We start from the raw sequence: 20,594 nt of genomic DNA, 5'->3' as shown, positions 1-20,594 counted from the left end.
TCTGGCGGGGGTGCCCACGGTCTACGTGCTGGTGGGGCTCATCCACTACTAGTTATTGCCCGCGTGCGCCTTAGCGGGGTGGGCCCGGACTCCTCTGGGTGGCGGGGCCCCCGGAGCGGCTACCCGCCCTCGCGCAGCCCCCAGGGGGAGCCGTAGTCGGTCAGCAGGTCGAGGAAGGGCACCGCGTCGAACGCCTCCGGGCCGAGCACCCCGCTGCCCCGCCACCGGCCCGTGGCCAGCAGCTCGAGGGCGACGACGGGGTTGACGGCGGTCTGCCAGACCACCGCCTGGGACCCGTACTCGGCCATCGACCAGGCGTTGTCCACCACGTGGTACAGGTACACCTGCCGCGGGCGCCCGTCGGTGCCCGTGCCCGACACCCAGAGGCCCGCGCAGGTCCGGCCGGTCATCAGCTCACCGAGCGTGGCGGGGTCGGGCAGGGCCGCGGCGACCAGGTCGCGCGGGGCGACCTCGACGTCGCCGACGCGGACCGGCGTCGTGGAGTCCAGGCCGGTGGTGTGCAGCGCCTTGAGGACGCCGATGAACTCGCTGCCGAGGCCGTACTTGAAGGTGACCCGGCGGGCGTCGACCCAGCGCGGCATGAGGAGCACCTCCTCGTGCTCCACGTTGACGCACTCCACCGGGCCGATGCCCTCGGGGAAGTCGAAGACCTCCGGCTCGCTGAAGGGCTCGGTGGTGTACCAGCCCCGGTCCCGCTCCCACACGACCGGCGGGTTGAGGCACTCCTCGATGGTGGTCCAGATGCTGAACGACGGCGCGAACGCGTGGCCCCGCACGGTCAGGTCCGCCCCGTCGCGCACCCCGAGCTCGTCGATCTCGGTGAACAGGTGGTCGGCGGCGTAGCGGGCGAACACGTCGGACAGCCCGGGCTCCACGCCCATGCCCACGAGGGCCAGCCGCCCGGCCGCCTCCCACTCGGCGGCGAGGGCGAACTGCTCGTCGCCGAGCTTGACCCCGGCCTGCTCGTACGGCCGCTCGGGGTGCGGGCGCGACAGCGACATCGCCATGTCCAGGTAGTCGACGCCGGCCGCGAGCGACGCGCGGAACAGCGGCATGACGAACCGCGGGTCGGTCGCGTTGAGCAGCACGTCGCAGCCGTGCTCGGCGAGCAGGGCCCGGACGGCGTCCTCGTCGGCGGCGTCGACCCGGGCGGCGGCGAGGCGGGGGTCCCCGGTCGCGGCCACCGCCTTCTCGGCGCGGGCCGGGTCGAAGTCGGCGACGACGAGGCGTTCCACGAACTCGCGGCGCGCCGCGATGGCCGTCACCGCGCTGCCGACACCGCCGGCGCCGACCAGCAGGATGCGCATGTCCACCTCCACGGGAGGCGGCCACCCTAGCGACGAGTTCCGCAGCGAGGACAGGTCTGCGAACGCCGAACCCTTGTCCAACGGGCCATCTGCTGCCATAACCGTCGCATGAAGCCGGATCCAGCCGAGCCCGCGGTCCGCCCGGGGGACGAGGCGACCCTCCGCCCGGGCGCCATCGGGTTCCTCGACGCCCTCGTGATCGGCCTGGCCTCCACCTCGCCGGCCTACTCGCTGGCGGCCATCATCGGCGCACTGGTGGCCCTCACCGGGGTGCACGCCCCCGGCGTGCTGCTGGCCTCCTTCGTGCCGATGCTGCTCATCGCCTCGGCCTTCGCCGCGCTCAACCGGGTCGACCCCGACTGCGGGACGACGTTCTCCTGGGTCACCCGGGCCATGGGGCCGTGGGCCGGGTGGATCGGCGGCTGGGCCATCACGATGACCGGCGTCCTGATCATCGGGTCGCTGGCCAACGTCGGCGTCGTCTTCACGCTCCGGACGCTGAACCTCGACTCGCTGGCCGAGAACACCGCCGTCGTCCTCGTGCTCACCGTCGCGCTGATCCTGCTGATGACCTGGATCTGCGTGCTCGGCACCGAGCTGTCGGCCCGGCTGCAGAACGCGCTGATCCTCGCCCAGACCGCCGCGCTGCTGGTGTTCGCCGCGGTCGCGATCTACCGCGGGGTGAGCGGCGACAGCCCGCTGGGCGGGCTGGACCCCAGCTGGGACTGGCTGAACCCCTTCGGCGCGGGCGGCGCGGCGCTCTCCGGCGGGCTGCTGCTCGGCGTGTTCGCCTACTGGGGCTGGGAGTCGGCGGTGAACCTCACCGAGGAGACCCGCGACTCCACCTCCACGCCCGGCCGCGCCGCGATCGTGTCCACCCTCGTCCTGCTGGTCACCTACGTCGCCGTCGCGATCGCGGTGCTCGCCTTCGCCGGCACCGACTACCTCGCCGACAACGCCGACGAGGAGGAGGCGATCTTCGCCCTGCTGTCCACCGAGGTCATGGGCGGCTGGGACTGGGTGGTCCTGCTGGCGGTGGCCACCGCGGCGATCGCGTCGACCCAGACGACGATCCTCCCGGCGTCGCGCACCGGTCTGTCCATGGCGCGGCGGCACGCGCTGCCCCGCCGGTTCGGGCACATCTCGCCGCGCCACCGCACCCCCGACGTCTCCACCTGGTGGGTCGGCGTCATCGCCAGCGTCTGGTTCGTCGTGGTGAGCCTGGTCAGCGAGAACGCGCTGTTCGACTCGATCACCGCGCTGTCGCTGCTGATCGCCTTCTACTACGCGCTCACCGGCATCGCCTGCGCCGTCTACCACCGCCGGCAGCTGACCCGCAGCGTGTCGGCGTTCCTGCTCATCGGGCTCGGCCCGCTGGTGGGGGCGGGGCTGCTCGTCTGGCTGCTGGTGCTGTCGATCCGCGATCTCGCCGACCCGGCGAACTCCTACACCGGCCAGGCGTGGCTGGGCGTGGGGCCGCCGCTGGTGATCGGCGTCGGGATCTTCCTCGTCGGTCTGGTGCTGATGCTCGTCTGGCGGACCCGGGACGGCCGGTACTGGCAGGAGCGGCCCGGGATCGCCGGGGAGCGCATCGACGTCGACGAGGACCTGCGGTGAGCATCGTGCTGGGCTACGACGAGTCGCCGGGGTCGCAGCCGGCGCTGGCCACGGCGATCTCGCTGGCCGCCCGCTTCGAGGAGCCGCTGGTCCTCGTGTACGGCGTCGAGCCGCCCGGGGGGATGGGGGAGGAGTTCCAGGCCCACCAGCGCGCGCTCACCGAGATCGGCCGCACCGCGGTCGCGCACGCCGTCGAGGAGGCGCGGGCGGCCGGCGTCGCGACGGTGGTCGAGGTGCTGTCCCAGAAGCCGGCCCAGGCGCTGGTGGAGGCCGCGCACCGGCACGACGGCCGGTTCATCGTCGTCGGCACCCGCGGGGAGAGCCCGCTGCGCGGCGCCTTCCTCGGGTCGGTGTCGCACAAGCTGCTGCACCTGTCCGACCGCCCGGTGCTCTGCGTGCCCGTGAGGGGAGACGCGGCATAGGAAGCTCTCCGCACGTCCTGGGCCCCGGGACGTGCGGAGAGCTTCCATTGCCTCGGCGATCAGAGCTTGGCCCAGGCCTCGGTGAGCACGCTGCGGAGGACCTGCTCCATCTCGTCGAACTCGGCCTGGCCGCAGATCAGCGGCGGCGCGAGCTGGACCACCGGGTCGCCGCGGTCGTCGGCGCGGCAGTACAGGCCCGCCTCGAACAGCGCGCCGGAGAGGAACCCGCGCAGCAGCCGCTCGGACTCCGCGGCGTCGAAGGTCTCCTTCGTCGCCTTGTCCTTGACCAGCTCGATGCCGTAGAAGTACCCGTCGCCGCGGACGTCGCCGACGATCGGCAGGTCCAGCAGCTTCTCGAGCGTGGCGCGGAAGGCACCCTCGGAGGCGAGCACCCGCTGCCCGAGCTGCTCCTCCTCCATCAGGTCGAGGTTGGCCAGGGCCACCGCGCAGCTGACCGGGTGCCCGCCGAAGGTGTAGCCGTGCGGGAGCGACGCGGTGTCGCGGAGGAAGGGCTCGACGACGCGGCCGGAGGCGATCATCGCGCCGATCGGGGAGTAGCCCGAGGTCATGCCCTTGGCGCAGGTGATCATGTCCGGCACGAAGCCGGCCTTCTCGCAGGCGAAGGTGGTACCGAGCCGGCCGAAGGCGCAGATCACCTCGTCGCTGACCAGCAGCACGTCGTGCCGGTCGCAGATCTCGCGGACCCGCGCGAAGTAGCCCGGCGGCGGCGGGAAGCAGCCGCCGGCGTTCTGCACCGGCTCGAGGAACACCGCCGCCACGGTGTCGGGGCCCTCGAGGAGGATCGCCTGCTCGATCTGGTCGGCCGCCCACCGCCCGAACGCCTCGGGGTCGTCGCCGAACAGCGGCGCCCGGTAGATGTTGGTGTTGGGCACCCGGATGCTGCCGGGGACCAGCGGCTCGAAGGGCGTCTTGAGCGCGGGGATGCCGGTGATGGACAGCGCCCCGTGCGTGGTCCCGTGGTAGGCGACCGCCCGGCTGACCACCTTGGTCTTCTGCGGCCGGCCGGTCAGCTTGAAGTACTGCTTGGCCACCTTCCACGCCGTCTCCACGGCCTCGCTGCCGCCGGTGGTGAAGAAGACCCGGTCCAGGTCGCCGGGGGCGGCGGCGGCCAGCCGCCGGGAGAGCTCGATCGCCGTCGGGTGGGCGTAGGACCACAGCGGGAAGAACGCCAGCTGCTCGGCCTGCCGCGCGGCGGCCTCGGCCAGCACCCGGCGCCCGTGGCCGGCCTGGACGACGAACAGCCCGGACAGCCCGTCGAGGTAGCTGCGGCCGCGGTCGTCGAAGATCCGGGCGCCCTCGCCGCGGACGATCACCGGCGGCGGGGTGTCGCGGTAGGCGCCCATGCGGGAGAAGTGCAGCCACAGGTGGGCGGTGTCGTCCGCGGCGGTGGGCCGTCCGGACGGGGTGAAGTCCTGCTCCGTGGTGGTCATGGCAACGGATCCCGTCGTCGGAGGACGTCCTGGGTGCCCGGATCGTAGCGGCGCACCCGGCCCGGCGGCACCGTCCCGGTGTGCCAGGACGGCGCCCTCGCGCCGCGGCGGTGGACGGATCGGCCGTCCCGGGACGGGGGAGTCGTCGGGCACGCTCGCAGCACCCGCTCCGTCCCCGAGGAGGACCCATGACCACCCCGTACTGGATCGCCGGGCGCCCCGCCCACGGCAGCGAGGTGCTCGAGGTCCGCTCGCCGCACGACGGGTCCGTGGCCGGCCGGACCACCACCGCCACCCCCGACGACGTCGAGACCGCGGTCGCCGAGGCCGCGCGGGTGCGCCGCGAGCTCGCCGCCACCCCCGCGCACGTGCGGGCCGCCGCCCTCGACACCGTCTCCCGCCGCCTCGCCGAGCGCGCCGAGGAGGTCGCCGCGCTGATCACCGCCGAGTCGGGCAAGCCGCTGAAGTGGGCGCGCCTGGAGGTCGCGCGGGCGGTGTCGACCTTCCGCTGGGGCGCCGAGGAGGCCCGCCGCTGGTCGGGCACGCTGCAGCGGCTGGACACCGACCCGGCCGCCACCGGCCGCATGGCCCTGGTGCGACGCGTGCCCCGCGGCCCGGTGCTCGGCATCGCGCCGTTCAACTTCCCGCTCAACCTGGTCGCCCACAAGGTCGCCCCGGCCATCGCCGTCGGCGCGCCGATCGTGCTCAAGCCCGCCCCGGCCACCCCGCTGACCGCGCTGCTGCTCGGGGAGCTGCTCGCCGAGACCGAGCTGCCCTCGGGCTCCTGGTCGGTGCTGCCGGTGCCCAACGAGGTCGCCGCCGACCTGGTGCGCGACCCGCGCCTGCCGGTCGTGTCCTTCACCGGCTCGGTGCCCGTGGGCTGGGCGATCCGCGAGTCCGCGCCGCGCAAGCACGTCACCCTCGAGCTGGGCGGCAACGCGGCCGCCGTCGTCGGCCCGGACCAGGACGACGAGAAGTCGCTGTCGTGGGCGGCGTCGCGGATCGCGACCTTCGCCATGTACCAGGGCGGGCAGTCCTGCATCTCCGTGCAGCGGGTGTTCGCCCACCGCGCGGTCGCCGAGGCGCTGACCACGCGGGTCGTGGAGGCGGTGCAGCGGCTGGCCACCGGCGACCCCACCGACCCGGCCACCGACGTCGGCCCGCTCATCGACGAGGCCGCCGCCCGCCGGGTGGAGAGCTGGGTCGACGAGGCCGTCGCCGCGGGCGCCCGGGTGCTCACCGGCGGCGCGCGCGAGGGCGCCACGTACGCGCCGACCGTGCTCAGCGACGTCCCGGCGACGGCGAAGCTGGCCTGCGAGGAGGTCTTCGGCCCGGTCGTCGTGATCGACGCCGTCGACTCCCTCGACGAGGCGTTCGACCGCGTGAACGACAGCCGCTTCGGGCTGCAGGCCGGCGTCTTCACCCGCGACCTGCAGGTCGCCTTCCGCGCCGCGCAGGTGCTCGACGTCGGCGGCGTCGTCGTCGGCGACGTGCCGAGCTTCCGCGCCGACCAGATGCCCTACGGCGGGGTGAAGGACTCCGGCACCGGGCGCGAGGGCGTGCACGCGGCCATGGAGGACCTCACCGAGGAGCGCGTGCTGGTGCTCACCGGCATCGACGTCTGACCCCCCGGACGCCCCGAGGCCCCGGTCCCCCTCGCGGGGGCCGGGGCCTCGTCGTGTCGCCTCCTCAGGCGGCGGCCGCGACCAGCCGGTGCAGCTCGCCGACCACCACGGTCAGCACCGGCACCACCGGGTCGGGTGCGGCCAGCGCGGCGTCGCGGACGGCGGCGAACCGGGCGACGGCGGCGGCGTGCCGCGCGGCGAAGACGGTGGCGTCGCCGCCCGCCGTCGTCACCGCCGCGCGGGTCAGCGCGACCCGGCAGGCGTCGAGCTGGTCGCGCAGGGCGCTCTTGGCCGACAGCACCCAGGAGGAGTCCGCGGGCTCGTCGACCACCCGGTCGCGCACCGCCGGCAGGCCGAGGAGCTCGCCCAGCCGCACGTGCGCGTCGGCCACCGCGGTCACGGGCCGGCCGGTGTCCCCGGCGAGCTCCACCAGCTCGAGGACGTCGCCGGCGCAGCGCAGCGCGGCCAGCCCCTCGGCCAGCTCGGTGGGTGCGCCGGCCGCGAGCAGGTCGTCCCGCAGCGCGCGGGCCCGCTCGGCCTCCGACCCGGGCCGGGCGAGCCAGCCCGCCGGGTCGAGCGCGGCGACCAGCCGGGTCAGCCGGGGGACGGCGGCCGACAGCTCCGCCGGTTCCGGCCGGCGCCGCAGCAGCCGGTCGGCGGCGTGCTCGGTGGCCCGCTGCAGCTCCGGCAGGGCCAGCCGCTCGACGGCCAGCGGCACGTCGGCGTCGACCAGCGCCCAGAGCCGGTCCAGGCCGAGGACGGCCTCGGCCGCGGCGAAGGCGCGCGCGGCCACCGCGGTCCCGACGCCGTGGCGCTCCTCCAGCCGCAGCAGGAAGCCCGGGCCGACCCGGTTGACCAGGACGTTGGCCAGCTGCGTGGCGGTGATCTCGCGGGCCAGCGGGTGCGCGGCGACGCGGTCGGGCCAGCGCTCGCGGACCGCACGCGGGAAGTAGGCGTGCAGCACCCCGGCCAGGGCCGGGTCGTCGGGCAGGTCGCCGGCCAGCAGCTCCTCGCGGACGAGGTTCTTGGAGTAGGCCAGCAGCACCGCGGCCTCCGGGCGGGTCAGCCCGCACCCGGCCTGCCGCAGCCGCTCGACCTCCGCCTCCGAGGGCAGCCGCTCCAGCTCCCGGTCCAGCCCCGCCTGCTCCTCCAGGTCGCGGATCAGCCGCGCGTGCCGGTCGAGGAGGAACGGCGCCTGGTCGGCGCAGACCGACAGGGCGCGGGCCTGCAGCGCGTTGTCGGCCAGCACGGCGTCGGCCACCTCGCCGGTGAGCTCCCGCAGCAGCGCGTCGCGCTCGGCGACGGTCAGCTCGCCGTCGCGGACGGCGCCGCGCAGCAGGATCTTGAGGTTGACCTCGCGGTCGGAGGTGTCCACGCCGGCGGAGTTGTCGATGAAGTCGGCGTTGACCCGGATGCCGGCCCGCGCGGCCTCGACCCGCGCCCGCTGGGTGAGCCCGAGGTTGCCGCCCTCGCCCACGACCCGGCAGCGCAGCTCCCCGGCGGTCACCCGCACCGCGTCGTTGGCGCGGTCGCCCACCTCGGCGTCGGTCTCGCCGTCGGCGCGCACGTACGTGCCGATCCCGCCGTTCCACAGCAGGTCCACCGGCGCCCGCAGCACCGCCCGCACCAGCTCGGCCGGGGGCAGCTCGGTCGCCGTCGTCCCGAGCCGCGCGCGGACCTGCGGGCTCAGCGGCACCGACTTGGCGTCGCGCCGGAACACGCCGCCGCCGGGGGAGAGGACGGCGGGCTCGTAGTCGGCCCAGGACGACCCGGGCAGCGCGGCCAGTCGCCGGCGCTCGGCGAACGAGGTCGCCGCGTCCGGATCGGGGTCGAGGAACACGTGCCGGTGGTCGAACGCGGCCACCAGCCGCAGCCGCTCCGACAGCAGCATCCCGTTGCCGAACACGTCGCCGGACATGTCGCCGACACCGACGACGGTCACCGGGTCGGTGTCGGGGTCGGTGCCCAGCTCGCGCAGGTGCCGGCGGACCGACACCCACGCGCCGCGGGCGGTGATGCCCATGGCCTTGTGGTCGTAGCCGGTCGACCCGCCCGAGGCGAACGCGTCACCGAGCCAGAAGCCGCGCCGCACCGCGATCTCGTTGGCCAGGTCGGAGAAGGCCGCCGTCCCCTTGTCGGCGGCCAGCACCAGGTAGGGGTCGGGCCCGTCGTGGACCACCGTCCGGGCGGGGTGGACCACGCCGTCCTCGGTCCGGTCGTCGGTGACGTCGAGCAGCCCCTCGACGAAGCAGCGGTAGGCCGCGGCCACCTCCCGGCCGACGGCGGCGCGGTCGAGGCCGCGCAGGTCGCGGCGGACGACGAAGGCGCCCTTGGCCCCGGCCGGCACGATGACGGCGTTCTTGACCAGCTGGGCCTTGAGCAGGCCGAGCACCTCGGTGCGGAAGTCCTCGGGGCGCTCGGACCACCGGACGCCGCCGCGGGCCACGGCGGCGCCGCGCAGGTGCAGGCCCTCCATGGTCGGGGAGCACACGAAGGTCTCCACCCACGGCCGCGGCGCCGGCAGGGAGCCCAGCCGCGACGAGTCGATCTTCAGCGCCAGTTGCGGCCGCGGCCGGCCGTCGGCGTCGCGCTGGAAGGCGTTGGTGCGCAGCACCGCGGCGAGGACGTCGCGCAGGCCGCGCAGGATGCGGTCCTGGTCGAGGCTGGTGGTCGCCGCCAGCAGCGCGTCGAGGTCGGCGGCCGCCCGCTGCTCGGCGGCGGGGTCGCGGGAGTCGGGGTCGTGCCGGGCGGTGAAGTGCCGCAGCAGCGCCCGGGCGACCTCCGGGGCGGCGAGCACGGTCTCCTCGACGTACCCGCGCGAGAGCCCCGTGCCGGCCTGGGCCAGGTAGCGGCAGGCGGCCCGCAGGACCGCGACGTCGCGCACCGGCACGCCGGCGAGGACGGTCAGCCGCGACAGCCCGTCGAGCTCGGTCTCCCCGGCCCAGGCCGCCGCCAGCGCCTGCTCCAGCGCCGGCAGCGCGGTGTCGGGGGAGGCGGACTCCGGCAGCACCAGCTCCAGCCGGGAGGGGGCGACGCCGTCGGCGCCGGGCAGCGCGACGGCGTCGGCGACCCGGACGCCGAGCCGCTCGAAGACGGGGACGACGTCGGCCAGCAGTGGGCGCTGCCCGGGCCACCCGGCCACGGCGACGACCCTGCCGCCGGACCCGGTGCCCGGGTCCGGCTGCAGGGTGACGCGCCGCGCCGGCCGCAGGGCGGTCGGCGCCGCCATCAGCCGGCGTGCGCGGCGAAGGCCGCGTCGAGGACGTCGAGGCCCTCGCCGAGCAGGTCCTGGCCGATGACCAGGGGCGGCAGGAAGCGCAGCACGTTGCCGAAGGTGCCGGCGGTCAGGACGACGACGCCCTCGGCGTGGCAGGCGCGGGCGACCCGGCCGGTCAGCTCGGGGTCGGGCTCGGTGGTGCCCGGCTTCACGATCTCGACGGCGATCATGGCGCCCCGGCCGCGGACGTCGCCGATGGCCGGCGTGCGCTCCTGCAGCGCGCGCAGGCGGGGGAGCATGGTGTCCCCGATGGCGCGCGCGGCGCCGGGCAGGTCCTGCGCGCGCATGGTCTCGATGGAGGCCAGCGCGGCGGCGCAGGCCACCGGGTTGCCGCCGTAGGTGCCCCCGAGCCCGCCGGTGTGCACGGCGTCCATGATCTCGGCGCGGCCGGTCACCGCGGCCAGCGGCAGGCCGCCGGCCATGCCCTTGGCGAGGGTCACCAGGTCGGGGACGACGCCCTCGTGCTCGGAGGCGAACCAGTCGCCGGTGCGGCAGAAGCCGGTCTGCACCTCGTCGGCGACGAACACCGCACCCGAGGCGCGGCACCAGTCGGCCAGCGCCGGCAGGAAGCCGGGGGCCGGGACGACGAAGCCGCCCTCGCCCTGGATCGGCTCGATGAGCACCGCGGCGACGTTGGCCGCGCCCACCTGCGCCTCGATCTGGGCGATGGCGCGGGCGGCGGCCTCGGCGCCGGTCAGGCCGGGCTCGTCACGGAACGGGTAGGACATGGGCACCCGGTAGACCTCGGGCGCGAACGGGCCGAAGCGGTGCTTGTACGGCATGTTCTTCGCCGTCAGCGCCATCGTGAGGTTGGTGCGGCCGTGGTAGGCGTGGTCGAAGACGACGACGGCCTGCCGGCCGGTGGCGTGCCGGGCGATCTTGACGGCGTTCTCGACGGCCTCGGAGCCGGTGTTGAACAGCGCCGAGCGCTTCTCGTGGTCGCCGGGGGTGACGCGGGCGAGCTCCTCGCAGACGGCGACGTAGCCCTCGTAGGGCGTGACCATGAAGCAGGTGTGGGTGAAGGCGGCCACCTGCTCCTGCACCGCCGCCACCACCCGCGGGGCGGCGTTGCCGACGTTGACCACGGCGATGCCCGAGCCGAGGTCGATGAGCGAGTTGCCGTCGACGTCGACGACCACGCCGCCGCCGGCGCGCTCGACGAAGACCGGCAGGGTGGTGCCGACGCCGGCCGAGACGGTGGCCGACCGGCGGGCCATGAGCTCCGCCGACCGGGGGCCGGGGACCGGGGTGACCAGCCGCCGCTCCTGGGGCAGCGTGGTGGTGGGCTCGAGCAGGTCGGTCACGGGTGCTCCTCGACGTCGCGGGCGGGCCGGTGCCTCCGGCGGGGGAGGCTCCCTGCTCGAGTGTGGGACGCCCGCCACACCGGCGGTACCGTCCAGACCGGCGCGTGGGCCACGCGCGGATGTCCACTTCGTCGCCGGGAGCTGCCGTGCCGGTCACCGTCGCCGACCTGGTCGCCGACCCGGCGCTCGGCCTGGTGCTGCACACCCCGGGCGGCGGGGTCGACCGGCCGGTGTCCTGGGTCCACGTCAGCGAGCTGGCCGACCCGACGCCGTTCCTCGAGGGCGGGGAGCTGCTGCTGACCACCGGCCTGGCGCTGCGCGGCGAGCCGGTGGAGGCGTACGTGTCGCGGCTGGCCGCGGCCGGCGTCGTCGGGCTGGGCCTGGGCACCGGGCTCGGGGTCGACGCCGTCCCGGCCGACCTGGTCGCCGCCGCCGAGCGCGCCGGGCTGGCGCTGCTGGAGGTGCCGCACCGGACGCCGTTCATCGCGCTGTCCCGCAGCGTGTCGGCCGCGCTGGCCGCCGACGAGTACGCCGCGGTGGCCCGGGCGGCGACCGCGCAGCAGGAGCTCACCCGCGCGGCGCTGGCCCCCGGCTCCCCGGCACCGCTGCTGCAGCGCCTCGCCCGGCAGGTGGGCGGCTGGGTGCTGCTGCTCGACACCGCCGGGACCGTGCTCGAGGCGGTGCCGGCGGCGGCCGCCGGCCGCGCGGAGGCGCTGCGGCCGGAGGTGGACCGGCTGCGGTCGGTGCGCGCGCCGGCGAGCGCGGCGCTGACCGGGCCGGGGGAGACGGTGCTGCTGCAGTCGCTGGGCAACGAGCGGCGCACCCGCGGTTTCCTCGCCGTCGGCCGGCCCGGCCCCGTCCACGCCGCCGACCGGCACGTGGTCAACGCCGCCGTCGGCCTGCTCACCCTGCGGCTGGAGCAGTCCCGCGGCCTCGACAGCGCCATGGCGGCGCTGCGCGCGGCGCTGCTGCGGATGCTGCTGGCCGGCGAGGAGGCCGCCGTCGGCGAGGCGGTCGCGGCGCTGGGGGAGCGGCTGCCGGCCGAGCCGCTGCGGGTGCACGTGGTCCTCGGCGAGGTCGGTCAGCGGGCGGCCGCCGTCGACGTCGCCGCCGACGCCGCGGCCGCGACCGGCTCGCCGTCGTTCTCCGCCGAGCTCGACGGCGACGCCCTGGTGCTGCTGGTCGCCTCCGACGGGCCGCTGCCGGAGCGGCTGGCGCGGCTGCCCGAGCGGGTGCCGCAGACGGCGGTCGGCGTGTCCGGTCCGGTGCCGTGGAGCCGGCTGGCCGACGGCGTGCGCCAGGCCCGGCAGGCGGCCGAGCACAGCCGGGCGCGCGGCGGCGGGGTGGCCACGTTCGCCGAGCTCGCCGGCCGCGGGCTGCCCGCCCTGCTCGACCCGGCGGCCACCCGCGCCTTCGCCGACGCGCTGCTCGCGCCGCTGGTCGCGGCCGACCGCGCCGGCGCCGGTGACCTGGTCGACTCGCTGCGGGCGTGGCTGGCCCACCACGGGCAGTGGGAGCCGGCCGCGGCGGCCCTCGGCGTCCACCGGCACACGCTGCGCAAGCGGATGACGCGGGCCGGGGACCTGCTCGGCCGCGACCTCGACGAGCCCGGCACCCGCGCCGAGCTGTGGCTGGCCCTGCACCCGCCCGCGTGAGCGCGCTCCTCCTGACCCGGACGGGTGGCGCGCCGGTGGGGGACGCCCCTCCCCGTCGCTAGGCTGCAGGCACAGCAGCGGCCGGGAGGGGGCGGTGGCGATCCGGGAGCGTGAGTTCGTCCTGGACGACGTCTCCAGGGCGATCATCGAGCAGCTCCAGCAGGACGGCCGGCGACCCTACGCCCGGGTCGCGCACGCCGTCGGGCTGTCCGAGGCCGCCGTCCGCCAGCGCGTGCAGCGGCTCCTCGACGCCGGGGTCATGCAGGTGGTGGCCGTGACCGACCCGCTGCAGGTGGGGTTCTCCCGCCAGGCGATGGTGACGGTGCGGACCGCCGGTGACCCCCGCGAGGTCGGCGACGCGATCGCCGCGCTGACCGAGGTCATCTACGTGGTGGTCACCGCCGGTCCCGCCGACCTGCTCGTCGAGGTGGTGGCCGAGGACGACGACCAGCTGCTCGGCACGGTGGCCCGCATCCGGGCGATCGAGGGCGTGACGTCCACCGAGACCCACCTCTACCTGGGCCTGCGCAAGCAGACCTACGCCTGGGGCACCCGCCGTCCCGACCTGCCGCCGACGGCCGCCGGGATCTGAGCCGGCACCTGCCTCGGCCGGGCGCGCAGCGGGACGTCGGTACCCACCGCCCAGCGCACCAGCCCCAGCGCGACCCCGAGGCCGGCCAGCAGCAGCAGCGCCGGCGGCGCCCACGCAGCCGGGTCCACCGCCGTGGCGGCGGGCCCGCCGTGGTGACCCGGACCGGCCAGGAGCAGGTGGGCCGGCATCAGCGCCGCCGCCGTGACGTGTCCCGCCCACGCCGCCGCGCCCGGGCGGCGCCACAGGTGCGCCGCGCACGCCAGGCAGGCCAGCGCGAGGGCCAGCGACAGCGCCCCGTGTCGGCCGGGCCCGAGCAGCGGCAGGTGCAGCAGCGCGGCCGCCGTCGCCACACCGGCCGCCGTGGCGGCCAGCAGCTGCGGACCCGCGGCGCGGGGCGCAGCTGCCGGCCACTCAGCAGCGGGGTCCTTCCTCAGTGGCAGTGCCCCGCGGTGGACGGCGGCACGTCCAGGGCCGGGTTGCGGTCGAAGAAGCCGACCGGCTTGAGCTCGAAGGACACCACGTCGACCGGCATGACCGGCCAGTCCTCGGGCCGCGGCACGTGGTGGATGCCGAACACGTGCCACAGCACCACGTCGGTGTCCTCCAGCGGGCGGTCGGCCTCCTGCCAGACCGGCAGCCCGGCGTCCCGGCGGCTCTGGTTGCAGAACTCGCCGGCCGGCCAGCGCTCCTCCTCGTCGAAGCGGCTGACCCACACCGGGTGGTCGATGACCTGGGCCCGCTGCCGGAACGGCGCGCTGGGGTCGGCCAGGGCCGGCAGCGGCGAGTTGGCGTACAGCTTGTAGCCCGGGGCGGTCCCGAGCCGGTTGGGCCGGGTGCGGTTGACCACCTTGACCGACCGCTGGCTGGCGAAGTCGACGTCGACGCGGCCCTCGGCCTCCGAGCGCACCGGCCGGCTGCGGGTGACCACCGCCAGGCCGTAGGGGTTGTCGTCGGAGACCGGCAGCGCCTCGCTCTCGGTGACGACGACGGTGTTGTCCGGGCCGTCGACCTCCATGTCGAGCCGGGCGACGATGAAGTGCTGGTGGATCGGTGCGTAGGTGCGCTCGTCGACGACGGTGCCGTACGCCGGCGGGGTGCCCTCGTAGGCGCTGGTCACCATGATCCCGGTGGCGCGGACCTCGCACTGCACCGTGCCGTCCTGGTAGAAGCGCCAGTAGGTCAGGTACTCGTAGTTGGCCACCGTCGCGTGGAACGAGACGACCATCCGCCGCGAGCGCCGCACCTCCGACCCCGCCTGCTCGTCGACGTGCTTCCACAGCACGCCGTCGTCCTCCTCGTGCAGGCAGATGGCGTTCTCGATGGTGTAGGGCTCGCCGCGGCTGTCGCTGAGGACGGCGTCGACGTAGGTGATCTCGCCGAGGCAGTCGCAGCCGAGCTTCAGCGACGTGGTCATGTAGCCCAGGCCCCACTCGCCGATGTCGAAGGCGGTGCGCCGGTGGTGGTCGGGGCTGGGGTCGCGGTAGGGCACGACCATCTCGGCGAAGGACATCCGGTGCGCGATCGGGCGGCCGTCGTAGGCGACCCGGTGGATCACCAGGCCCTCGCGGTGGTTGAAGCCCAGCCGCATCGACCACTTCTGCCAGCGCAGCTCGGAGCCGTCGAGCGCGAAGGAGACGCCCTCGGGCTGGGTGATCTCCAGCGGCCGGACGTCGGTGCGCTGCTGCAGGCCGGGCACCAGCGCGGGCAGGTACTCGCCCATGACGGCGGGCTGCGCCGGCGGCGGGGTGTCCTCGATCTGCAGCAGCTCCATCGTGTTGAGGTCGACGACGAAGTGCAGCCCCATCACCGGGTTGGCGTAGGGGTTGGCGTCCGGGGCCGAGCGCCGCCACACGTCGGTCCAGCCGACCCGGCGGTCCTGCAGCCCCTGCGGGATGAGCGAGTGGCCGTAGGCCCAGGTGTCGATGAGCACCAGGTCGAGGTCGGTGATGCCGCGCTTGGCCAGCGCCGCCACGACGTCGGGGTGCCGGATGAGCACCTCGTGCGCCTCGTGCCACTCGTCGAGGGTCATGTTGGCCTGCTGGCCGGGCACCGCCTCCCACGAGACGACGGCGTCGTCGGTGAGCGAGACGACGGCCTTGTACGGCGTCCCCTCATCGCGGCTCCACACGGTGACACGGGCCTCGCGCCGGACCGGGTCGCCGGGGGTGAACGCGCGGACGACGTCCTTGGCCGGCTCCCTGAGCTCGATCGAGGCGAACCGCCAGCGCTCGTCGACCCCCTTGTCGCGGCGGAGGACGGCCGCGGCCGCGCGGAACTCGTCGGTGGTCAGCGGGTCGAGCGGGTGAGCGGTCATGCCTGGGTCTCCGGGGTCGGGTCGGGGCGGTCGGCGAGGAGGGGGAGGGCGGGGTCCCAGCGGGTGCCGTCGCGGGCGTCGCGGCGGCGGCGGGCGATGGCCGAGAGGGCCTCGAGCACCACCCGGTTGGCGAGGGCGGCGGTGACGTCGGCGTGGTCGTAGGGCGGGCTGACCTCGACGACGTCGACCCCGACCACCGGCAGCTCGAGGCAGAGCCGGCGGACGGCGTCGAGCAGTTGCCGCGCGGTCAGCCCGCCGGGCTCGGGGGTGCCGGTGCCCGGCGCGTGCCCGGGGTCGCAGACGTCGATGTCGACGGAGAGGAAGACGCCGTCGCACTCGTCGGTGGCGATGGCGGAGGCCTCGGTGAGGCACGCGTCCAGCCCGCGGTGCCCGATCTCGGTCATCTCGTAGGAGCGCATCCGCCGCTGCGCCATCCAGTCGAGGGTCTCCGGCGGCGGCCAGTAACCGCGCAGCCCGACCTGCAGGAACCGGTCGCCGCGCAGCGCGCCGGACTCGATCAGCCGGCGCATGGGCTGGCCGTGGCCCCACAGCGAGCCGAACTCGATGTCGCCGGTGTCGGCGTGCGCGTCGAAGTGGATCATCGAGACCCGGCCGTGGCCGAGGACGTTGGCGACGCCCTTGGCGTCGGCGAAGGCGATCGAGTGGTCCCCGCCGAGCACGACCGGGATCGCGCCGGCGCGGGCGACCCTCTCGACGGCGGCCTCCAGCGCCGGCAGGGCCGTCTCGATGTCGCCGGAGTACATCTCGACGTCGCCGGCGTCGAGCACCCGCAGGTCGCGCAGGCCGTCGGTGCGCAGCGCCAGGCTGGGCCGGGAGCCGTCGTGCGGCAGGTAGTCGGTCATCCGGATGGCCTGCGGGCCGAAGCGGGTGCCGGGCCGGTGCGACGTCCCCCCGTCGAAGGGCGCCCCGAGGACGACGACGTCGGCGCCGTCGTACGTGGCGGGGTCGTCGAGATCACACCGCTCGACGCCGAGGTAGGTGATGTCGGGCCCGTACTGGGCGCCATAGCGCGTCATCGCGTCGAGTCCGATCCTTCGTGCGGCCGGTGTGCCCGCAGGGTACGGGTCCATCCTGACGACGGGATCCGCGCTGTCAAGGGCCCCGGACGACGGAATCCGGAATCTGGCGCTCGCCCGGCCGCTCGTTGCCGCGGTCGGGCGGGGGGTCGCGGCCGTCGGGCCGGATCGCCGCGGAAAGCGTGCGTCCGGCGTTCGGAGGCGCGCGAAACGGTGGCCGGGCGCGCCTCCGACGCGGGGATCCGCGGGACGGGAGGCGCCGGACTGTCGACGCACCGCCCCGCCGGTGTACGGGGCGGAGTCTTCCGCTCCCGCGACGGCCGCCTGATCGTCTCCGCTGTGACCCGCCGCACACGCCGGGTCTGCCTGTGCGCCGGCTCGGCGCGACGAGGAGGACGTGCATGACTCTGGACCAGCGGTCGGCGACCGGGCCGGCGGACCTGAGGGCCAAGGGCCTGTCGAAGAACTCGGTCGGCCTGCTCGCCAGCGTCGTCCTCGGCATCTCCAGCATCGCGCCGGTCTACGCGCTCACCGCGACGCTGGGCCCGACGGTGACCGAGGTCGGCCTGCAGATGCCGGCCGTCTTCCTCGTCGGCTTCATCCCCATGCTGCTGGTGGCCTACGGCTACCGGGAGCTCAACCGGGTCGCGCCGGACTGCGGCACCTCGTTCACCTGGGCCACCAAGGCGTTCAACCCCTACGTCGGCTGGCTGGCCGGCTGGGGGGCGCTGCTGGCGACGGTCATCGTGCTGTCCAACCTCGCCGGGGTCGCCGTCTCCTTCTTCTACCTGCTGCTCGGTGAGATCACCGGCTCCGAGAGCGTCGGCGCGCTCGGTGACAACCGGCTGGTCAACGTGGTGACCTGCGTGGTGTTCGTGGCGCTGGCCACCTGGATCACCTACCGCGGGGTCGAGGCGACCAAGCGGCTGCAGTACACGCTGGTCGGCTTCCAGATGGCCGTGCTGCTGCTGTTCGTGGTGCTGGCGCTGGTCAAGTCCGGCTCGGCGCCGGGCGGCATCCCGTTCGAGTTCTCCTGGCTGGACCCGACCGCGGTCTCCTCGTTCAGCGCCTTCACCGCGGGGCTGTCGCTGTCGCTGTTCATCTACTGGGGCTGGGACACCTGCCTGACGGTCAACGAGGAGACGACCGGCTCGGCGCGCACGCCCGGGCGGGCGGCGCTGCTGACCATCGTCGTCATCGTGCTCACGTACCTGACCGCGGCCATCGCGGTGCAGATGTACGCCGGCATCGGCACCGAGGGCACGGGGCTGGGCAACCCCGACACCGGTGACAACGTCTTCGCCGCCCTCGCCGGTCCGGTGCTCGGCCCGGGGCTGGCGTTCCTGCTCTTCCTCGCGGTGGTGGCGAGCTCGGCGTCGTCGCTGCAGACCACGTTCCTCCCGCCGACGCGCACCCTGCTGGCGATGGCCACCTACGGCGCGCTGCCCAAGGGCCTGGCCGAGGTGCACCCGCGCTACCGGGGCCCGTCGACGGCCACGCTGGTCGCCGGCGTCGCGACCGCGCTGTTCTACGTGGGGATGACGCTCATCAGCGAGAACGTGCTCATCGACACGATCTACGCGCTCGGGCTGATGATCTGCTTCTACTACGGGCTGACCGCCTACGCCTGCGTCTGGTACTTCCGCCACGAGCTGCGGCGCAGCGTGAAGGACCTGTGGATCAAGGGCATCGTGCCCCTGCTCGGGGCCCTGATGCTGACGGCGGTGTTCGTCCAGACCGCGATCGACACCCTCGACCCCGCCTACGGCAGCGGCTCGTCGGTGTTCGGGCTGGGCAGCGTGTTCGTCATCGGCATCGGCCTGCTCGTGCTCGGCGCGGTGCTCATGCTGGTGTGGCGCTCGCGGCACCCGGAGTTCTTCCGCGGCCAGACGCTGCAGCAGGACACCCCGTCGCTCGTCTTCGACGACTGAGGTAGGCCCGTCCTCTGGTTGATCATCGGACGTGTGCACGGTCGCGCGGCGTGTCGTCGCGTGTCCCGTGCACACGTCCGATGGTCACGAGGGGACCGCGCCCGGGCGCCACCCGCGGCCGAGCAGGGCCGCACGCGACCGCTCGACGACGACGGCCGGTCCGCCCAGGTGACGGGCCGCGAAGCGCAGCACCAGCCACCCGCCGGCGCCCATGAGCGAGTAGCGGTCGACGTCGCGGCCGAACTGCCCGGCCTCGGCGTGCTGGCGACCCTCGTACTCGACCGCGATGCGATGGCGCTCCCAGCCCAGGTCGGCGTGGGCCACGACCCGCCCCGTCCGGTCGGTGATCGGCAGCTGCACCTGCGGTGCGGGCAGGTCGCTCGTCGCGAGCCAGTAGCGCAGCAGGCTCTCCGGGCGGGACATCGCGCGGGCGTCGAGCAGGTCCGCGCAGGCGCGGGCGCGGACCACGCCCCGGACGCGGTCGGCGCGAGCGAGGCGGGCGCGCAGTGACGCATCGGTGAGGTGTCCGGCGCGGAGCATCGCGTCACCCACCGCGACGAGCTCGGCCGGCGGCAGCCGGGGGGCCAGGTCGAGGAGGGTCTGCGCGCCCGAGGTGACGCGTAGACCCTCGTGCACCACCACGTCGTCCCCGGTCAGCCGGCGGACCGCGACGGCGAGGCCGCGCCGCTGCGGCAGCACCGGACGTGGACGCAGGACCACCTGGACCTCAGGTGGAGGGTCAGTGTGCGCGCCGAGCAGGGTGGCGCCGGTCTCCAGCCCGAAGGCTGCGTCGGACGGGAGCAGTCGCACCCAGGCCCGGCAGCGCACGGCCAGCGAGGACGGTTCCGCGCGGGACAGGTACAGGCTCCGCGTGAGCAGCTCGCCGCCTTCGGCGATCTGTCGTCGCGTGGCCCCTCGCCGCCGCGCGTCCGTCCACGTCCAGCTCGACCCGAGGTCCAGGTTCTCCATGCGGCCACCGTCGGGCCGCGGCGGCGTCCGACGGGTGCCGTGCGGCCGGCTGTGGACGGGCTCCCCGGCTGTGCACGACGGCGCCTCCGGCAGTGATCACCGGATGCGTGCACGGCGGTGCGGCGTGTCCCGCGCGGTGTCGTGCACGCACCCGATGATCAACGCGCACGCAGCAGGGCGCTCAGCCGTCCAGGCGGGCCAGCTGCTCGGGGGTGAGCCGCAGGTCGGCGGCGGCCGCGGAGTCGCGGATCGACGACGCCCGCGACGCCCCCGGGATGGGCACCACGACGTCGGCCTGCGCGAGGTGCCAGGCCAGCGTCACCCGGTACACCGACACGCCCAGCTCCTCGGCGACCTCGGCGAACTGCGGCGCCGCCGACCCCAGCGACCCCGCCGACGACACGCCGCCGAACGGGCTCCACGGGATGAACGCCAGCCCGTGCCCGGCGCAGTGCGCGATCTCGCCGGCCGAGTGCCGCCACCCCGGCGAGAACTGGTTCTGCACCGCCACCAGCGCCGGGCCCACGATCGAGCGGGCGACGTCGATCTGGGCGACGTCGGCGTTGGAGATGCCCACCATCTGCACCAGGCCGTCGTCGGCGAGCTGGCGCAGCCCGCCCATCGACTCCTCCCACGGCGTCGCGGGGTCGGGCCGGTGGAACTGGTAGAGCCCGATCGCCTCGACGCCGAGCCGCCGCAGCGACGCCTCGCACGCCCGCCGCAGGTAGCCCGGGGACCCGTCGAGCTCCCAGTCGGTGCCGCGGCGGGTGTGCCCGCCCTTGGTGGCCACGAGCACGTCGTCCGCGCCCGGGCCGTAGGAGGCCAGGGCCTCGGCCACGAGGGACTCGTTGTGCCCGAACTCCGACTCGTCGAGGGCGTAGGCGTCGGCGGTGTCGACCAGCGTCACGCCCGCGTCGAGCGCGGCGTGCACGGTGGCGACGGCGTCCTCGCGGGAGGGGCGGTCGGTCCGGGTGGACAGGGGCATCGCCCCGAGCCCGACGGCGCTGACGGTGCGGTCTCCGATGTGTCGCTGCTGCACGGGGCTGTCGTGCCCCGCGGGTAGCGTCACTAC

15 protein-coding genes are annotated in these 20,594 nt (G+C 75.2%); 6 read left to right on the top strand and 9 right to left on the bottom strand.

The window, feature by feature from the left end; genetic code table 11:
- Nucleotides 1–119 precede the first annotated feature (119 nt).
- Complete coding sequence (locus tag ACI780_RS04830) at nucleotides 120–1,328, bottom strand: saccharopine dehydrogenase family protein (protein WP_457001146.1); 1,209 nt, start codon at nucleotides 1,326–1,328, stop codon at nucleotides 120–122.
- Between the two features lie 108 nt (nucleotides 1,329–1,436).
- Here ACI780_RS04830 and ACI780_RS04825 point away from each other — a divergent pair, with 108 nt between their 5' ends.
- Both ACI780_RS04825 and ACI780_RS04820 read left to right on the top strand, forming a co-directional pair.
- Entirely contained in the window at nucleotides 1,437–2,945 is a 1,509-nt protein-coding gene (locus ACI780_RS04825) for an APC family permease (RefSeq protein ID WP_457001144.1), read from the top strand.
- Complete coding sequence (locus ACI780_RS04820; protein WP_457001142.1) at nucleotides 2,942–3,367, top strand: universal stress protein; 426 nt, start codon at nucleotides 2,942–2,944, stop codon at nucleotides 3,365–3,367. Before ACI780_RS04825 ends, ACI780_RS04820 begins: the two co-directional genes overlap by 4 nt.
- A gap of 59 nt (nucleotides 3,368–3,426) precedes the next feature.
- Here the strand turns inward: ACI780_RS04820 and ACI780_RS04815 are convergent, their stop codons facing one another.
- Nucleotides 3,427–4,818, bottom strand: coding sequence for an aspartate aminotransferase family protein (locus ACI780_RS04815; RefSeq protein WP_457001140.1), 1,392 nt, complete (start codon nucleotides 4,816–4,818; stop codon nucleotides 3,427–3,429).
- 188 nt (nucleotides 4,819–5,006) lie between these two features.
- On the opposite strand from ACI780_RS04815, the gene ACI780_RS04810 reads away from it, so the two are divergent.
- A complete protein-coding gene (locus ACI780_RS04810; protein ID WP_457001138.1) occupies nucleotides 5,007–6,443 on the top strand; it encodes an aldehyde dehydrogenase family protein in 1,437 nt (478 codons plus the stop codon).
- 64 nt (nucleotides 6,444–6,507) lie between these two features.
- On the opposite strand, the gene ACI780_RS04805 is transcribed toward ACI780_RS04810, so the two are convergent.
- A complete protein-coding gene (locus tag ACI780_RS04805) occupies nucleotides 6,508–9,585 on the bottom strand; it encodes an NAD-glutamate dehydrogenase domain-containing protein (RefSeq protein ID WP_457001136.1) in 3,078 nt (1,025 codons plus the stop codon).
- Between the two features lie 86 nt (nucleotides 9,586–9,671).
- Nucleotides 9,672–11,024, bottom strand: a complete 1,353-nt coding sequence (gene gabT / locus ACI780_RS04800) for a 4-aminobutyrate--2-oxoglutarate transaminase (protein WP_457001134.1) — start codon at nucleotides 11,022–11,024, stop codon at nucleotides 9,672–9,674.
- 146 nt (nucleotides 11,025–11,170) lie between these two features.
- On the opposite strand from gabT, the gene ACI780_RS04795 reads away from it, so the two are divergent.
- Both ACI780_RS04795 and ACI780_RS04790 read left to right on the top strand, forming a co-directional pair.
- On the top strand, nucleotides 11,171–12,679 hold the full coding sequence (locus ACI780_RS04795) for a PucR family transcriptional regulator (RefSeq protein WP_457001132.1): 1,509 nt from the start codon (nucleotides 11,171–11,173) through the stop codon (nucleotides 12,677–12,679).
- Nucleotides 12,680–12,773: 94 nt separating this feature from the next.
- Nucleotides 12,774–13,271 carry an Lrp/AsnC family transcriptional regulator gene (locus ACI780_RS04790; RefSeq protein ID WP_457001130.1) on the top strand — a complete coding sequence of 166 codons (498 nt, stop codon included), beginning with the start codon at nucleotides 12,774–12,776 and terminating at the stop codon, nucleotides 13,269–13,271.
- Here the strand turns inward: ACI780_RS04790 and ACI780_RS04785 are convergent.
- The 3 genes from ACI780_RS04785 to speB form a co-directional block, all read right to left on the bottom strand.
- Nucleotides 13,217–13,621 carry a hypothetical protein gene (locus tag ACI780_RS04785; RefSeq protein ID WP_457001128.1) on the bottom strand — a complete coding sequence of 135 codons (405 nt, stop codon included), beginning with the start codon at nucleotides 13,619–13,621 and terminating at the stop codon, nucleotides 13,217–13,219. The genes ACI780_RS04790 and ACI780_RS04785 overlap by 55 nt on opposite strands.
- An 80-nt stretch (nucleotides 13,622–13,701) precedes the next feature.
- Nucleotides 13,702–15,585 carry a primary-amine oxidase gene (locus ACI780_RS04780; RefSeq protein ID WP_457001126.1) on the bottom strand — a complete coding sequence of 628 codons (1,884 nt, stop codon included), beginning with the start codon at nucleotides 15,583–15,585 and terminating at the stop codon, nucleotides 13,702–13,704.
- Complete coding sequence (gene speB, locus ACI780_RS04775) at nucleotides 15,582–16,622, bottom strand: agmatinase (protein WP_456871485.1); 1,041 nt, start codon at nucleotides 16,620–16,622, stop codon at nucleotides 15,582–15,584. Before speB ends, ACI780_RS04780 begins: the two co-directional genes overlap by 4 nt.
- A 401-nt stretch (nucleotides 16,623–17,023) precedes the next feature.
- On the opposite strand from speB, the gene ACI780_RS04770 reads away from it, so the two are divergent.
- The gene (locus tag ACI780_RS04770) at nucleotides 17,024–18,553 is read left to right on the top strand and encodes an APC family permease (RefSeq protein ID WP_456871486.1); all 1,530 of its coding nucleotides are present in this window, start codon (nucleotides 17,024–17,026) and stop codon (nucleotides 18,551–18,553) included.
- 84 nt (nucleotides 18,554–18,637) lie between these two features.
- On the opposite strand, the gene ACI780_RS04765 is transcribed toward ACI780_RS04770, so the two are convergent.
- The gene (locus ACI780_RS04765) at nucleotides 18,638–19,522 is read right to left on the bottom strand and encodes an endonuclease domain-containing protein (protein ID WP_457001124.1); all 885 of its coding nucleotides are present in this window, start codon (nucleotides 19,520–19,522) and stop codon (nucleotides 18,638–18,640) included.
- Between the two features lie 181 nt (nucleotides 19,523–19,703).
- Nucleotides 19,704–20,561, bottom strand: a complete 858-nt coding sequence (locus tag ACI780_RS04760; protein ID WP_457001122.1) for an aldo/keto reductase — start codon at nucleotides 20,559–20,561, stop codon at nucleotides 19,704–19,706.
- Nucleotides 20,562–20,594: the final 33 nt, after the last annotated feature.

The sequence above is a fragment of the Geodermatophilus sp. SYSU D00814 genome (assembly GCF_054050055.1).
Note: the sequence above shows the minus strand (reverse complement) of the source record. Positions and strands in the feature narration are given on the sequence as shown.

What these genes read in the sequence shown, in the direction of transcription:
- ACI780_RS04830 (WP_457001146.1), bottom strand. Translation starts at nt 1,328, where the DNA reads ATGCGCATCCTGCTGGTCGGCGCCGGCGGTGTCGGCAGCGCGGTGACG.
- ACI780_RS04765 (WP_457001124.1), bottom strand. Translation starts at nt 19,522, where the DNA reads ATGGAGAACCTGGACCTCGGGTCGAGCTGGACGTGGACGGACGCGCGG.
- ACI780_RS04780 (WP_457001126.1), bottom strand. Translation starts at nt 15,585, where the DNA reads ATGACCGCTCACCCGCTCGACCCGCTGACCACCGACGAGTTCCGCGCG.
- speB (WP_456871485.1), bottom strand. Translation starts at nt 16,622, where the DNA reads ATGACGCGCTATGGCGCCCAGTACGGGCCCGACATCACCTACCTCGGC.
- ACI780_RS04810 (WP_457001138.1), top strand. Translation starts at nt 5,007, where the DNA reads ATGACCACCCCGTACTGGATCGCCGGGCGCCCCGCCCACGGCAGCGAG.
- ACI780_RS04815 (WP_457001140.1), bottom strand. Translation starts at nt 4,818, where the DNA reads ATGACCACCACGGAGCAGGACTTCACCCCGTCCGGACGGCCCACCGCC.
- ACI780_RS04770 (WP_456871486.1), top strand. Translation starts at nt 17,024, where the DNA reads ATGACTCTGGACCAGCGGTCGGCGACCGGGCCGGCGGACCTGAGGGCC.
- ACI780_RS04825 (WP_457001144.1), top strand. Translation starts at nt 1,437, where the DNA reads ATGAAGCCGGATCCAGCCGAGCCCGCGGTCCGCCCGGGGGACGAGGCG.